Annotated in this window: 13 protein-coding genes; 9 read left to right on the top strand and 4 right to left on the bottom strand. The window is 34.5% G+C overall.

The features are described 5' to 3' along the window. Positions 1-59: 59 nt before the first annotated feature. The 7 genes from NHF50_RS11280 to NHF50_RS11250 all read left to right on the top strand — a co-directional run bounded on the left by NHF50_RS11280 (position 60) and on the right by NHF50_RS11250 (position 7,053). The gene (locus tag NHF50_RS11280) at positions 60-713 is read left to right on the top strand and encodes a hypothetical protein (RefSeq protein WP_252776501.1); all 654 of its coding nucleotides are present in this window, start codon (positions 60-62) and stop codon (positions 711-713) included. A 738-nt stretch (positions 714-1,451) separates the two neighbouring features. After that, on the top strand, positions 1,452-2,213 hold the full coding sequence (locus NHF50_RS11275; RefSeq protein ID WP_252776498.1) for a sensor histidine kinase: 762 nt from the start codon (positions 1,452-1,454) through the stop codon (positions 2,211-2,213). Positions 2,214-2,248: 35 nt separating this feature from the next. Further along, positions 2,249-2,887, top strand: a complete 639-nt coding sequence (locus tag NHF50_RS11270; RefSeq protein ID WP_109569757.1) for a response regulator transcription factor — start codon at positions 2,249-2,251, stop codon at positions 2,885-2,887. A gap of 136 nt (positions 2,888-3,023) precedes the next feature. Further along, positions 3,024-3,557 carry an RNA polymerase sigma factor gene (locus NHF50_RS11265; protein ID WP_252776497.1) on the top strand — a complete coding sequence of 178 codons (534 nt, stop codon included), beginning with the start codon at positions 3,024-3,026 and terminating at the stop codon, positions 3,555-3,557. A gap of 1 nt (position 3,558) precedes the next feature. Further along, a complete protein-coding gene (locus NHF50_RS11260) occupies positions 3,559-4,473 on the top strand; it encodes a hypothetical protein (RefSeq protein WP_252776494.1) in 915 nt (304 codons plus the stop codon). Positions 4,474-4,525: 52 nt separating this feature from the next. Then, complete coding sequence (locus NHF50_RS11255; RefSeq protein WP_252776492.1) at positions 4,526-6,418, top strand: von Willebrand factor type A domain-containing protein; 1,893 nt, start codon at positions 4,526-4,528, stop codon at positions 6,416-6,418. A gap of 131 nt (positions 6,419-6,549) precedes the next feature. Continuing rightward, a complete protein-coding gene (locus NHF50_RS11250; RefSeq protein WP_252776491.1) occupies positions 6,550-7,053 on the top strand; it encodes a heme-binding domain-containing protein in 504 nt (167 codons plus the stop codon). 63 nt (positions 7,054-7,116) lie between these two features. On the opposite strand, the gene NHF50_RS11245 is transcribed toward NHF50_RS11250, so the two are convergent. Beyond that, complete coding sequence (locus NHF50_RS11245; RefSeq protein ID WP_252776489.1) at positions 7,117-8,013, bottom strand: phospholipase A; 897 nt, start codon at positions 8,011-8,013, stop codon at positions 7,117-7,119. A 91-nt stretch (positions 8,014-8,104) separates the two neighbouring features. After that, positions 8,105-9,739 carry an ABC-F family ATP-binding cassette domain-containing protein gene (locus tag NHF50_RS11240; RefSeq protein ID WP_252776485.1) on the bottom strand — a complete coding sequence of 545 codons (1,635 nt, stop codon included), beginning with the start codon at positions 9,737-9,739 and terminating at the stop codon, positions 8,105-8,107. A 191-nt stretch (positions 9,740-9,930) separates the two neighbouring features. On the opposite strand from NHF50_RS11240, the gene NHF50_RS11235 reads away from it, so the two are divergent. Together NHF50_RS11235 and NHF50_RS11230 are read left to right on the top strand one after the other, a co-directional pair. Continuing rightward, on the top strand, positions 9,931-10,794 hold the full coding sequence (locus NHF50_RS11235; RefSeq protein WP_252776484.1) for a T9SS type A sorting domain-containing protein: 864 nt from the start codon (positions 9,931-9,933) through the stop codon (positions 10,792-10,794). Positions 10,795-10,877: 83 nt separating this feature from the next. Then, positions 10,878-11,501: a YceI family protein gene (locus NHF50_RS11230; RefSeq protein WP_252776482.1), complete on the top strand. Its 624-nt coding sequence runs from the start codon at positions 10,878-10,880 to the stop codon at positions 11,499-11,501. Positions 11,502-11,583: 82 nt separating this feature from the next. Here the strand turns inward: NHF50_RS11230 and NHF50_RS11225 are convergent, their stop codons facing one another. Next, positions 11,584-13,536, bottom strand: coding sequence for a LysM peptidoglycan-binding domain-containing protein (locus NHF50_RS11225; protein WP_252776479.1), 1,953 nt, complete (start codon positions 13,534-13,536; stop codon positions 11,584-11,586). Between the two features lie 10 nt (positions 13,537-13,546). Further along, positions 13,547-15,076 carry a glutamine-hydrolyzing GMP synthase gene (gene guaA, locus NHF50_RS11220; protein ID WP_109569749.1) on the bottom strand — a complete coding sequence of 510 codons (1,530 nt, stop codon included), beginning with the start codon at positions 15,074-15,076 and terminating at the stop codon, positions 13,547-13,549. Between the last annotated feature and the right edge of the window lie 34 nt (positions 15,077-15,110).

Here is a 15,110-nt window from a genome sequence, read left to right as displayed (position 1 = left end):
TTTCCCCTAAAAAGAGAAATTTTAATAAGTTATTTTTGCTAAAATAAATTATACATATTATGAAATTAATTCAATCTATTCTCTTTATTGCTTTTACTTTAGCAATCTTATTGACTTCATGTGCTGATGATAAAGCAAATGAAGTTACAATGCCACACAACATCATTTCCGTAAAAAAAGGGATTTTGATGAAAGAGACTTATGAAAACGGAGTTCAACGTATTATTGAAAACAGTCGGGAAAACGGTTCGTATCAGGCAACTGAATTTGCGTGGATAGATCTGGATTCTTTGAAAAACTATATTAAGCTATTGGATAAAGTTTCTGAATTGAATAATACTAAAATAACCGGCATCAGAATTTATTATTCCCAATATCCGTCTAAAAAAGAATATAAGTATTCAGAAGGAGAAGAAGAACAATTATTACCCGGAAGAGAAACACTGTTCTTTGCTCCTACCATCAAAATGAATAGTACAAAACTTTCTCAGGCTTATCCATTACTTGAAAATGTTCCTTTCAGTATTCAACATGACGGAACTAATACATTAGTCGGTAAACTAAACGTAATTGAGGAATTGACCTATAAGAGCAATAGAAAAATAAAACGCTTTACCAGTACAGATACAGGAGCGTCTTTAGACGACAACAATAATGAAACCAGTTTATTGCTTAATGAACTTGCCATGTTTCCTCCTCCTAAAAATGACTAAAAAAGCAACAACTGTCCTAAAAGTAAGGAGAAACTTTTCTTTAATTACCATTATAATTTATATCTTTTAAGGCAGTTGTTTCCTATTTAAATAAAAAAATATGCGAATACCGCTTATCTCAACTGAAAACATTAGATTTTCTTTAATTTTATTAGAATTATTCGTGGCTTTGTTCGGAACGTTTTACTTTCGTAAATACTCCAAAAGTCCTCTGAAAATTCTATTATTTATCTTGTGGTATACATTTCTGAATGATATCGTAGGACTTACAATGCAATACGTATTTAAAACCAGTAATAATTTTATCATTTATAACTTTTATCAAGTTATCCGCTTTTCAGCTTTGCTATGGATTTACAGCCGATATGTCAGAAATATCAACAACTATAAAGTCATCACTTTCTTTCAATTTTCTTATCTCTTTTCTTTTTTGATCAATCTTTATTTTGAAGATTTCTGTAAAAGCTATTTTCTGAATACTTTTATCATCGGAGCTTCGCTCGTAACCATCGCAATCATTATTTACCTTTTTGAAATACTACGATCGGATAAAATCTTATTTATAACAAAATCACTAGTCTTTTGGGTTAGCTTTGCGCATCTTATTTATTTTGTACCTAACGTTCCTTTTTATATTGTAAGAAAGTATTATTCTAATTCTAATACTATTCCTTTTATATTTATAATCAATTATTTCTTACTTTTAAGCTATAATAGTATATTAATTTCTGGATTTATATGGAGCAAAGCGGAATCGAAGGAGTAATTTTTGCCACTTTAGGACTTACAGGTTTGTGCTTTGTGATCATCCTGTTAATTGTTATTTTTCAACAGAAAAAGAACAAATTGTTGATAAAACAAGTTGAAGAGAAAAAAAACTTCGAACGGGAAATCGTTGAATCACAGATCGAAATAAAGGAACAAACCCTACGGAACATTAGTTGGGAATTACACGACAATATAGGTCAGTTATTGACGCTTGCTAAAATTCAGCTTCAAAAAATAGAACACTCCGATACTCGGGAATTACATGATAACTTAACCCGAATTTTAAATGAAGTACGGGCCCTTTCAAAAGTTACCAATCCGGATTACATCAGTCAGATCACTTTAGAAGATGCTCTTAAGTTGGAAATAGAACGCTTTAACAGATTAAATTACATTGAATCGACCTTAGAGTTGAAAGGAAATTTTTCACACATTAATCCTAAAGCTGAGATCATTATCTTCAGAATATTACAAGAGTTTTTTTCTAATACCATAAAACATTCAAAAGCAACAAAACTCAATGTTGTTGTAGAATATAACAACTTCACAAACGAGCTGATTATAGAGGCGAACGACAATGGAAAAGGTTTTGACACCTCAACAAATTTTGCTATGGGAGTCGGTTTATTGAATATGAAAAAAAGAGCCAGCCTTATTCAAGCGGATATTAAACTCAATTCTAAGATCGATGTCGGAACCAACTTACTGATTGTTTATAAACAAACTGATTGATCTTCCATCTGAATCTTATCATAAAAATTGTAATCATGAACAAAAGAACAGTTGCCATTATTGAAGACCATACTCTACTCTCAGAAGCCATTGCAGGAGTTGTAAACGGCTTTCCGAATTTTCATGTTGCTTTTTTATGTAAAAACGGAAATGAACTGATCGAAAAATTAAAATCTCATAAAGCACCGGAAATTATTCTAATGGATGTTAATATGCCTATCATGAACGGTATAGAGACTACCAAGTGGTTAACTGAAAATTATCCGGATGTGGACGTTATTGCTTTAACTGTTGAAGAAGACGAACACACTATTCTGAAAATGATAAAAGCAGGAGCTAAAGGTTATTTATTAAAAGATGTTGATAAAAAAACACTGGAACAGGCCTTAGAAAAAACAGTTGAAACCGGTTTTTATCACAACAATTTAGTCAATAATGTGCTGGTCAATTCTGTAACCGGAAAATCACCTAAAGAAGAATTGCTCAAAAATACTGAAATTGAATTCCTTAAATTGATCTGTACCGAAATGACATATAAGGAGATCGCCGATAAAATGAATCTAAGTCCTAAAACCATTGACGGCTACAGAGACAATCTATTTGTAAAATTAAATGTAAAGAACAGGATAGGACTTGTTATTTATGCCATTAAAAATAAAATCTTTAAAATTTGATTACTACTCTATCCTAGTTCTCCTTATCTTAAATTACGAATCTCTTTTCCGTAATTATTCTTAATTTTAAAAAAAGTTATGCTTTTTCCAACCTTTTCTTATTTTTTACACTCTATATAAGAAAGCGACGATTGTGATGGACGAAAAAATCATACAAGCCTGTAAAAAACAGCAACGCGATGCGCAGCGGAAGCTATACGAATATATGGCGCCCAAACTTTATTATTTATGCAAACGCTATCTTAAAAAAGAAGAAGAAATTGAAGAGGTTCTTGCTGATTCTTTTTATACTGTTTTTACCAAAATAGAACAATTAAAAGAAAACTATGCCTTTGAAGCCTGGGCTCGAAAAATTACAGTGAACCATTGCCTATTACAACTTAAAAAGAATCTGAATTTCAATTTATACTTGGAAGATGTATCCTTTGATGACCACCCTTTAGCAGATGCTATGACGGATTTAGAAGAAAAAGACCTGCTCAAATTAGTCGAATATCTTCCGGAAGGCTGCCAAACCATTTTCAATTTATTTGTAGTTGAAGGCTACAGCCATAAAGAAATTGCCGCACAACTTCAGATCTCTGAAGGAACCTCAAAATCACAATTGAATGTTGCTAAGAACAAATTAAAAGAATTGGTAACAACCTACTATTATCAAAAAGCAAAATAAAATGAAAACGGAAGATCAACTATATCATAAAATTAAATCGGCTGCTCAAAAAGGAGAAATACCAGACTTCCCGAACATGGAAAGTGTGTGGAACCGTGTAGAAGATAAATTAGATACCAATGTTTCACAGAAAGAAACGTACCGATGGAAAAAAGTAGCCATTGCAGCCTCTATTGTACTTGTCGGAACCATTATTTATCATTTTTATTATACCCCGGATACAGAACTGAAAATCAATGAAAAGCCTCTTGTACTTCGGGATACTGTTAAAATCAAAAAAACAATTGAGGAAACACCTGTAACTGTTGTTACCCGTGAAAAAACATCGCATCCAGCTATTAAAGCCGAAGCTCCTCAACTGATACAAGAACAAATTGAACTAAGCTCTGATGCCGTTGCTTTAGAAGAAAAAGAGATTGAACTATATTCCAATGCAACTGCAACACCTTCGTCAGATGAAATCATGGAAACATCAGAAATTCAGGTTGAAACGGCTAAAGCCGAATCAAGTCCGAAAATGGGATTTATAGATTCCTCAACATATACGAAAAAAGCACAAAGAACCCCCGATTATTCCGCAGTTGACCAGAAGGAAAACGACCAGAATAAAAAACTGGCACCTCTTATATTAATTGACGGAAAAAAAGTCTCCCGTAAAGAATTTGAAGAAATAAACCCAAAGCAATTAGACTCTGTCTTTGTTCTTAATGAACCACTTTATATCATCAACGGAACAGAATATACAGAGCAGGAAGTTTTCGGTCCTAATCCTAGCAGTCCTTATTCTCCTTTAGATCAACAAGAGATCATTTCGACGACTATTTACAAAGGAGAAGACGCTACGAAGTTATATGGAAAAAAGGGAGAAAAAGGCGTAATCGTCATCACTACTAAAAACGGAAAACCGAAGAAGTAAGAAACACATCGTTAGCTCAATACATCAACGTTTCATTTAAAATTATTAAGTCATGAAAAATGTAAAAATCTTTTCATTAGGGATTACTATGTTTTTAGTTTTCCTTAGTTTTAAAACTGTACCTTATTTACAATCAACAAAAAATCCGGAGAAAACAATTACCGGAATTGTTTCAGATGAGCTGGGACCTATTTCCGGAGCCAATGTCAATGTTGTAGGAACACTAAACAGTACTATAACGGATTTTGACGGAAAATATTCGATCAAAGCTAAAGAAGGAGACATTTTAGAATTTAGTTATGTAGGAATGAAGGAAACCCGAAAAGTAGGGAAGGTCAATGTTATCAATGTACAATTAAAAGCTGCTGCTTTAGAAGAAGTGGTAATAGTGGGTGCTACAGGAATAAAAAGAAAAAAAGAAACCGAAAAAATGATGATGAATGTTTCTGCTTCTCCAGTACAGTATGATGCTATGAACGGCTATACAAACGGAATAGCAATACACCAAAATCAGAACTATGACGATAAAAATGCTATTGCAACGGATAATGAAGATTACGGAACTTTAGTAGAAAACGAATTTGAAAGTCCTAAACAATCTCCTCTTTCTACTTTTTCGATCGATGTGGATAATGCTTCGTATACCAATATACGTCGTTTTTTAAATTATGGGCAAGAGGTTCCTAAAGATGCTGTTCGTGTTGAAGAAATGGTCAACTTCTTTAAATACGATTATGCACAGCCTAAAGGTAACCATCCGTTTGCCATTGAAACGGAATATAGTGATTGTCCCTGGAATGAAAATCACAGACTACTTAAGATAGGGTTACAAGGAAAAGAAATCCCTACTCAAAATTTACCGCATTCCAATTTTGTATTTTTAATTGATGTTTCCGGATCCATGAGTTCGCCAAACAAATTACCACTTTTAAAAGAAGCCATGAAAATTCTGGTAAACCAGCTACGGGAAAAAGACAAAGTAGCTATTGTAGTATATGCCGGAGCAGCCGGCTTGGTTTTACCTCCTACTTCCGGAACTAAAAAAGAAACGATACTAAATGCTTTAGACCAGTTGCAAGCCGGAGGAAGCACTGCCGGAGGAGCAGGAATTCAACTGGCTTACAAAATAGCACAGGAAAACTTTATCAAAGGAGGAAATAATCGTATCATTCTTGCCACCGATGGTGATTTCAATGTAGGTGCCTCATCTGATAATGATATGGAACGATTGATCGAGGAAAAACGTAAAAGTGGTGTATTCTTAACTTGTTTAGGCTTCGGAATGGGTAATTACAAAGACAGCAAAATGGAAATTTTAGCGGATAAAGGAAACGGGAACTATGCCTACATTGACAATATTCAGGAAGCCAACCGATTTCTTGGCAAAGAATTCAAAGGAAGTATGTTTGCCATTGCTAAAGATGTAAAGATACAAATTGAGTTCAATCCCAAACACGTACAAAGCTATCGGTTAATCGGATATGAAAACCGAAAATTACGTCCGGAAGACTTTAAAAATGATGCTATTGATGCGGGCGAATTAGGAAGCGGACATACCGTTACGGCTTTATATGAAATCATACCGGTTGGTGTACAAAGCGATTTCTTTCAAAAAACAGATGAGCTGAAATATTCCAATGTAACAAACAATCAAAATTATTCTGACGAATTGGCAACAATAAAATTCCGTTACAAAAAACCGGATGGTGAAAAAAGTATTGAAATAGTACAAACTATAAAAGACCAATCCGTTGCACTGGCTCAATCATCAGAAGATTTCAAATTCAGTACTGCGGTAGCCTGGTTCGGATTAAAATTACGCAATTCAAAATTAATCCATAAAAAATCAAATGCTGATATTAAAGTTTTAGCCAAACAAGGTAAGTCAAAAGATACTGAAGGCTATCGGGCCGAATTCATCCGATTGGTAGATGCCCTTAACTAATTTTTCAAATTCTTTAATGAGTCTTCTTTTTGTCAGAATTGAAATCTTAAAAAGAGCTTAATTTATTTGATGATCGTATTTTCTTCTGTATTTTTTTGTACATTTATACTTAAATTTTTAAGCTTTCTTTTATGAAAAAAATACTTTTAGCTATCGTAATTGTCTTAGTCGTTATTCAGTTTTTCCAAATTGATAAAACCAATCCGACTTTTGACGAAAATCAGGATTTTTTAAAAATCAACAACACGCCTCCGGAAATTGCAGCAATTGTAAAAGCATCTTGCTATGATTGTCATTCAAACCAAACCGTTTACCCTTGGTATTCGTATGTTCAGCCGGCAGGTTGGTTCTTAAAAGATCACATTGATGAAGGTCGCGAAGAGCTTAACTTTTCAATCTTCGGAACTTACGAAGCTAAAAGACAGGCTCATAAATTAGATGAATCGGCAGAATTGATTGAAAAAGGAGCTATGCCATTGGAAAGCTATTTAATCATTCACAAAGATGCTTCGCTTACTGAGAGTCAAAAAACGGTTTTAACAGATTATTTCAAAGGGTTGCAAAATCAGGTCAAAATGACTAACAACCTAACTAAAAACGAAACAGAAGAACACGAATCAGAAGAAAGAGATTAAGTCACGTACTAAATAATACAATACCAAAGGCTGCCTTATTCTAAGACAGCCTTTATTTTTTGGTTACCAATCTGAAAAAGAAATCCCGATCCCTACTGTCGTTTGGTGGTGATTGTAATCGATCATGGTTTCTCCGTATCCGTCAAAAAACTGTACATGCCCTCTTAGATGTCCTTTTAAAGGAAAAACATAATTCAGTTGCATGCTTCCATATTTTAAATGATTAAACGGATGAGTAACAATAGCATAAAATTGATGACGGTTGTAAGTATAAGCAGCATTAAGCTCTCCGTTTCCGATGTATTTAGTAATTGAAGGATTCTCGTCTTCATCGTCTTTCAGACGTATCCACGGGTGAAAAGAAACCAGCCAATTTCCATTCTCATATCCTAAATTAAAGATAATACGATTCCAACTTCTTGAGGTAGGCAGATCCTTTCCATTCGACTGATGGTTCAATGCCAGACCAATTGTTCGGAACTTTCCGCCTAAAAAAGAAAAAGAAACCGGATACATAAATATCAATTCCGGTTCGTAATTCAATTCTCTGAAGACTCTCGATAATTTTACATTAAATACTTGCCAATGTGCCTTTTGGGTATAGCCTAACCAGATATCTCCTTCATTATTAAAAAGTCCTTGAATAACTTTTGTTTTAAAACTCAACTGAAATTTAGTTTCTATACTATTATAAGGCTTTGCTTCATCTACTGAATAATCAGGATTTTCACTATACGGCTGATCATTTGGCTTGGACGACCAACGAGCCGGAGCCAGATAAATAGGCTTATAAGACATTAACCTAAAGGTTCCGTGTTTATCAATGCTATCAAGTTCCCAACGCTGTGAATACTTTTTCACAATATAGTCGTCAGACAACGAAAACAAGCTGTGTTGAGAGAAAGCAATTGAACAGAAAAAAAGTCCTGAAAAAATAAAAAACCTTTGCTTTTGAAACATTTTCAATCTGATTTTGAATTTCAAAAATAAAGGATTTTTTACAAAAAACAAGTTTATTCGCTTGACTCGTTAAACGGAACTTCAACAAAGTTTATTTTTCAATTTCCTTCAAATTCTCCATTTTTTTGAACTCCAGGAAACCTTTAATATCTTCAAAATGTTCGCGAACGCGCTTGTTACCGAACTCAAATACTTTAGTAACTAACCCGTCAAGGAAATCACGATCGTGAGAAACCAAAATTAATGTACCGTCAAAATCATTTAATGCTGCTTTGATAATGTCTTTCGTTTTCATGTCCAAGTGGTTCGTTGGCTCATCCAGAATCAGAACATTTACAGGTTCCAACAATAATTTGATCATGGCCAAACGTGTTCGTTCTCCTCCTGATAGTACTTTAACTTTCTTTTGAATATCGTCTCCACTGAACATAAATGCTCCTAACATATCCTTGATCTTTGTACGGATATCCCCTACTGCTATTCGATCAATTGTATCAAAAACAGACAATTCACCATCTAATAAAGCTGCTTGATTTTGAGCAAAATAGCCGATCTGTGCATTATGACCTATTTCTAACTTCCCTCCGTCATGCTGAATTTCGCCCATAATAGCTTTGATCATAGTCGATTTTCCTTCACCGTTTTTACCCACTAAAGCCACTTTTTGACCTCGTTCAATTACCATACCGGCATTGTTAAAAACCACGTGATCTCCGTACTTTTTAGAAAGTTCTTCTACCACAACCGGATATTGCCCGCTACGAGGTGAAGGCGGGAACTTCAACTTTAAAGCAGAAGTATCTACTTCATCAACTTCTACTAAAACGAGTTTTTCCAACATTCGAACACGTGACTGCACTTGTTCTGTTTTAGAAAAAGTCCCTCTAAAACGCTCAATAAAAGCTTTGTTTTCGGCAATAAATTTTTGTTGCTCATCGTAAGCTTTTTGTTGATGTACTCTCCTATCTTGTCTCAATACCAAATAATCAGAATATTTCGCCCTGTAATCATAGATCCTTCCCATTGTAACTTCTATCGTACGATTCGTAATATTGTCGACAAAAGCTCTGTCGTGAGAAATGACCATTACGGCTTTGGCCTGAGTTACCAAAAACTCCTCTAACCATTGAATACTATCCATATCCAAGTGATTGGTAGGCTCATCTAATAAAATTAAATCCGGTTTTTTTAACAAGATCTTCGCCAGTTCAATTCGCATACGCCAACCTCCTGAAAACTCTGATGTTTTTCGTGTAAAGTCTTCCCGTTCAAAGCCTAACCCTTTTAAGACTTTTTCTACCTCAGCCTCATAATTAATCTCTTCAATAGCATAAAACTTCTCCGAAAGTTCAGAAACGCGCTCAATTAACTTCATGTAACCGTCACTCTCATAATCTGTTCGGGTAGTTAACTGTTCGTTGATCTCATCTATTTCCGCTTTCATCTTGAAAATATCCTCAAAAGCTTTAGCTGTTTCTTCAAAAACAGTCAGCTTATCTTCCGTCAACAAGTGCTGAGGTAAATACGCGATTACAGCTTCTTTAGGTGCTGAAACCACACCCCGGCTTGGTTTGTTTACTCCTGCTACAATTTTTAACAAGGTTGACTTTCCTGCTCCATTCTTACCCATTAAGGCAATTTTATCATTCTCATTGATTGCAAAAGTGACCTCACTAAACAACGTAGTCCCACCAAACTCAACCGCAATATCGTTAACTGTAATCATTTTATTAGTCTAAAGTTAAAAGTCTAAAAATTAAAAAATTTATCAATTTTAAAGGCGCAAAGATAAACAATTCCCTATTTAGTCAATAGAGTTAACTATGCTTGTTATTAACTTAAAATTAAAAACAAATTCTAAGCTGTCTCATTTGTAAATTTTACTTTACTTTTACTGTCAATTCTAAAACAAATGTCATGGCAAAAAAACTATTTTTATTTTTATTAATTTTCTCAAACAATATTTTCGGGAACAATACTAATTCAGAAATGATCTTTACTACTCCGGTGATTACTAGCTTAACGAGTAATAGCCCTGTATGCATAGGTAATAATGCTATTTTTTATATAACCGGCTCCCCTAATGCAGATGTTGAATATAACATAAACGGAGGAGTAATTTTTGCTATTGTATTGGATACAAATGGAAATGGTATTATAACAATTACAAATCCTACGGTAAATCAAACGCTCAATTTATTGGGCATTCATTTAGGTACAGACTATACTCCATTGACGAATACAATCACTGCTTTTATTAATCCTTTACCGACTCCAACCTTAGCAAATGGTTCTATTACAGTTGAACAATCGTCCGGAACAGTAATCACACCGTATATTTTAGATTCCAATTTAAACAATACAAATTATACTTTTGAATGGTACTTCAACAACACTTTAATTACCGGAGCTAATGATAATACTTATACAGCTAATCAAGCAGGGGATTATTATGTTATTGCTACTAATTTATACACAAGCTGTATTGGAACATCAAACACAATAAGTGTTACAGAAACTCCCTTATCCTCTGACTATTTTTCTCAGGATCAAATTTCATTACTCTATCCGAATCCTGCTTACGAATATATGGAACTAACTTCTAAAGACTTAATCAACTCTATAGCTGTATATAACTACTTGGGGCAAAAAATAATTTTTAAGGAACTTAATGCAGTAAATCACTATACAATAGATCTATCAATGCTATCAGCCGGAAATTATCTTCTTGAGATAAATTCAGAAGAAAAAAAGAGCTTCCAAAAGTTTATCAAAAAGTAATCTTAAGCAATCTTTAACAGTACAGGATTGTTAAAATGTTAAAATCTCTGTACCTTTGAGCTAAACTTTAAAAACTATTTCGTATGAAAAAAATTGCAATATTTGCGTTTGCTATAACGCTTTTAGCAACAAGTTGTAAAAAAGAAGAAAAAACAGAAGCTCCTGTTGAAGAAACAACGGAAGCTACTCCGGAAGTTGTTAGTTTAAAAATAGTGTCAGACTCTACAAAAGTGAACTGGACCGCTTATAAGACTACTGATAAAGTAGCTGTAGGAGGTAGTTTTACTGCGATTTCATTAAAAGATACCAAAGAGGGTGAAACTCCTGAGGCAGTATTGGAAGGTGCTAGCTTTTCTATTCCGGTAAGCAGTGTATTCACAAACAACCCTGAAAGAGACGAAAAATTAAAACAATTCTTTTTCAGCGTATTAAAAGATACTGAATTAATCGGTGGAGTAATCAACTTTAAAGAAGGAAAAACAGTCTTGACATTAACTCTAAACGGTGTTACTCAATCTGTTGACGTTACTTCTAAATTTGAAAACAAAAAATTTACTGTTGACGGTGTTATTAACTTAGAGGATTTTGGTGCTCAAGCAGCTGTTGAATCAATCAATAAAGCATGTTATGATCTGCATAAAGGTGCTGACGGTGTTAGCAAAACATGGAGTGAAGTTGCTATTTCAGGATCTGTTTTATTTGAATAATATTTCTATTCCGTTATAAACTATAAAAAAAGTCCGATTAAATCGGACTTTTTTTATAGTTTTATTTTTGGCTCAGCAAGCATTATAATGCCGGCTTTATCGTATAATCACTACTGTAATACTGAATATAAACAGCATCGTTCACAATAACGCCGTTGTGAGATTCGTAATCAAAAGCTGTTTCTATCTGTTCTGATTTGTATCGCTTAGCCGTTTCTTCAAAGCTTTCCGGTTGACAAATGCGTAATAGGGTGTCAAATGTAATGTCAAATCCTGCATTAGCTCTGGAATTTGGTTTCACACCATACTTTTTTTCGTATTTTTCTTCATAGATCAAACCTTCCGGTGTGTCGATCTCTCTTCTGCTTGAAGGAAATAATAAGTTAAGATCTACCAGATTCTGCATCGGAATTTCATCATAATCCAGTGTATCGTATAACTCTAATACTACCAGCTGTATGTCAAAATCTTTCTTATACTTTACCAACGCATTGGTTACATTCAAAACCTGACTTGCTAACTCTGATTCCAGAATCACGAAGTTTTTTTGGCTTTTGACTAATTTAGTACGGATACTTTCTAAATCAATTGCTCCTTCTGCATTATATGAAGCAAATTTTACATCTTTATAATGTTGTTCTAAATACTCTTTAGTACTATTCTTTTTCTTACTGACCACTGCTAATACATTGCCATTCTTAGCATACATATAGTTGAAAACAGCTTTGTACATCGTTTCCTGCAACGGTACTACGCTATACAGATTAGGCAAAGGTTTACTTTCTTCTTTTGAAAGCGGGGAAATAACTGGCGTATTGTATTGTGACAGTAATTGGGCTGTTGCTTCTACATGAGAATTCTGAAATGGTCCTATTACGGCATCTACATCCGAAAAATCATTTCTTCCTATGATCTTGGCAATATTTGAAGTGGAACGTGAACTTTCTACATCTAATATCTTTACATGAACCGGTAAGCCCATTACTTTAGCGGAATCTATAGCCATTAAAGCTCCTGAATAGAAATCCAATGTAAGGTTTAAGAATTTATTTTCTTTAATATTTTCCTGAACGGTTCTGGAAGTATCAGTATAAATTTTAGTAACATTAAAAGGTAACAGTAAGACCAGATCTTTTCGGGTAGAAAAATCCAATGTCTGGATCAGATCAGCCTGTGGTTTACTCTTTGAAACGAATGTATTAGGCAGCTTCAGTTTCATCCCTGTTTTTACGCCATCAACCGCTTCCGGATTCAATTTCAATAATTCTTCTTCTGAAACGCTTAACTTTCTTGAAATACTGAATAAAGTCTCTTCCGGCTTAACGATGTAATAACGCTCTAAAACACCAATACTGGAGGTAATAACATTTCCATTTATATTGTTACTTTTCTCCTGAATTACTTTTTTTAATTGTAATGTATCTCCTATTTGTAAGCCGCTTTCTTTTAGCTGCGGATTAAGTTCTTCTAATTCGCTAATAGAAAGATCATATTGCTTAGAAATACCGTATAACGTTTCTTTTGTTTTTACAACATGTGTGAATACCTCCGTTGTATTTTTTGTGGTTGTAATCTCTACGGTATCGTTTGTATTATCCGGCTGGTAATTTTTAGATACGATGATCTCTTGTCCTACTTTTAAACCGTTCTGTGCAACCTCCGGATTCCATTCTTTCAGATCTGCTACAGAAACATCGTATTGTTTTGCCAAACCATACAAGGTTTCCTTTGTCTTTACAACATGTGTAGTTGTTTCCGACTTATCATTTGTTTCTGTTTCCGGAGTAACTGCTTTTACTTCTTTGGTAACCGTTACAGAAGATTTACTCGGTATTAATAAAATTGCATTTTCCTTGATTCCGTCTTTGGCATCCGGATTAAGCTGATAGATATCATAAGGGGTTACTTTATATTTTCTGGCAATGCTATAAACAGTTTCTCCTTTTGCAATGCTATGCTTTACATAAGGTTCTTGTCTTGCAACCATTACGCTACAAGATAATAACATCAAAAATGCAATTTTACGTATTAACATGTTTTAAAATTTATTCCCATTCAATAGTTGCAGGCGGTTTAGAACTAATGTCATACACTACTCTGTTTACACCTTTCACTTTATTAATAATTTCGTTGGACACTTTCATTAAGAACTCGTAAGGCAGGTGTACCCAATCCGCAGTCATACCATCAGTAGATTCGACAGCGCGCAATGCCACCACTTTCTCATAAGTACGTTCATCTCCCATTACACCCACACTATTTACCGGAAGCAAAATAGCGCCGGCCTGCCACACTTTATTATACAAACCGTGTTCTTTTAATCCGTTGATGAAAATAGCATCAACTTCTTGCAATATACTAACTTTTTCCGGAGTAATATCTCCTAAAATCCGAATGGCTAATCCGGGTCCCGGAAAAGGATGTCTTCCTAATAATTCATCATCTATGCCTAATGTTTTTCCTACCCGGCGTACTTCGTCTTTAAACAACATTCGCAATGGTTCAACTACCTGTAATTTCATAAAATCAGGTAATCCGCCCACATTATGATGGGATTTAATTGTAGCTGAAGGACCTTTTACTGAAACTGATTCAATCACGTCAGGATAGATTGTTCCCTGTCCTAACCATTTTACATCTTTTAACAAGTGTGCTTCATCATCAAATACTTCAATAAACACACGCCCAATCGCTTTGCGTTTAGCTTCCGGATCTTCCAATCCTGCTAAAGCATCCAAAAAGCGTGCCGAAGCATCAACTCCTTTTACGTTCAAGCCCATATCTTTATACTGATGCAATACACTTTCGAACTCATTTTTACGTAACAAACCGTTGTTTACGAAAATACAGTATAAGTTATCTCCGATAGCTTTATTCAATAAAACAGCTGCAACAGTAGAGTCTACACCACCGGACAATCCTAATACTACTTTATCGTTACCGATCTTTTGTTTTAGTTCCTCAACAATCTCTTCTACAAAAGCATTTGCTGTGAAACTTTGCTCTACTCCTGCAATCTTCACTAAAAAGTTCTCTAACATTTGCTTTCCGTCAGTTGAATGATACACTTCCGGATGGAACTGGATTGCATAAGTACTTTCTCCTTCTATTCGATAAGCTGCATTTTCAACATCTTTTGTACTTGCTAATCGAACCCCGTTAGTCGGTAATTGTTTGATGGTATCTGAATGGCTCATCCACACTTGACTGCCTAAACTAACATTTTCAAAGAATGCTTCATTTTCCTTAATAAAGGAAAGATTTGCTCTTCCGTATTCACGAATAGTGGACGGAGCTACTTCTCCTCCTGAAAAATGAGCTAAATACTGAGCCCCATAACAAACCGCTAACAAAGGCTTTTTACCTCTGATCTCCGATAAATCCGGATGAGGCGCTTCTTCCGAACGAACCGAAAAAGGGCTTCCTGACAGAATTACTGCTTTAAAAGATGATAAATCTTCAGGCGGGTTATTATAAGGATAAATTTCACAAAAAATATTCAGTTCCCTAACTCTACGCGCAATTAGTTGCGTGTATTGCGAACCGAAATCTAAAATTAAAACGTTGTGTTGCATTGTGTTGTTATATGTTGTTTAAAATTTCAGGTCT

Origin of the sequence: Flavobacterium sp. NRK F10 (assembly GCF_024054235.1) — a bacterium.
In the GTDB taxonomy this organism is placed as follows: Bacteria; Bacteroidota; Bacteroidia; order Flavobacteriales; family Flavobacteriaceae; genus Flavobacterium; species Flavobacterium sediminis.
The sequence above is the reverse complement of the archived record's forward strand: the minus strand, read 5'-3'. Positions and strand labels throughout refer to the sequence as shown.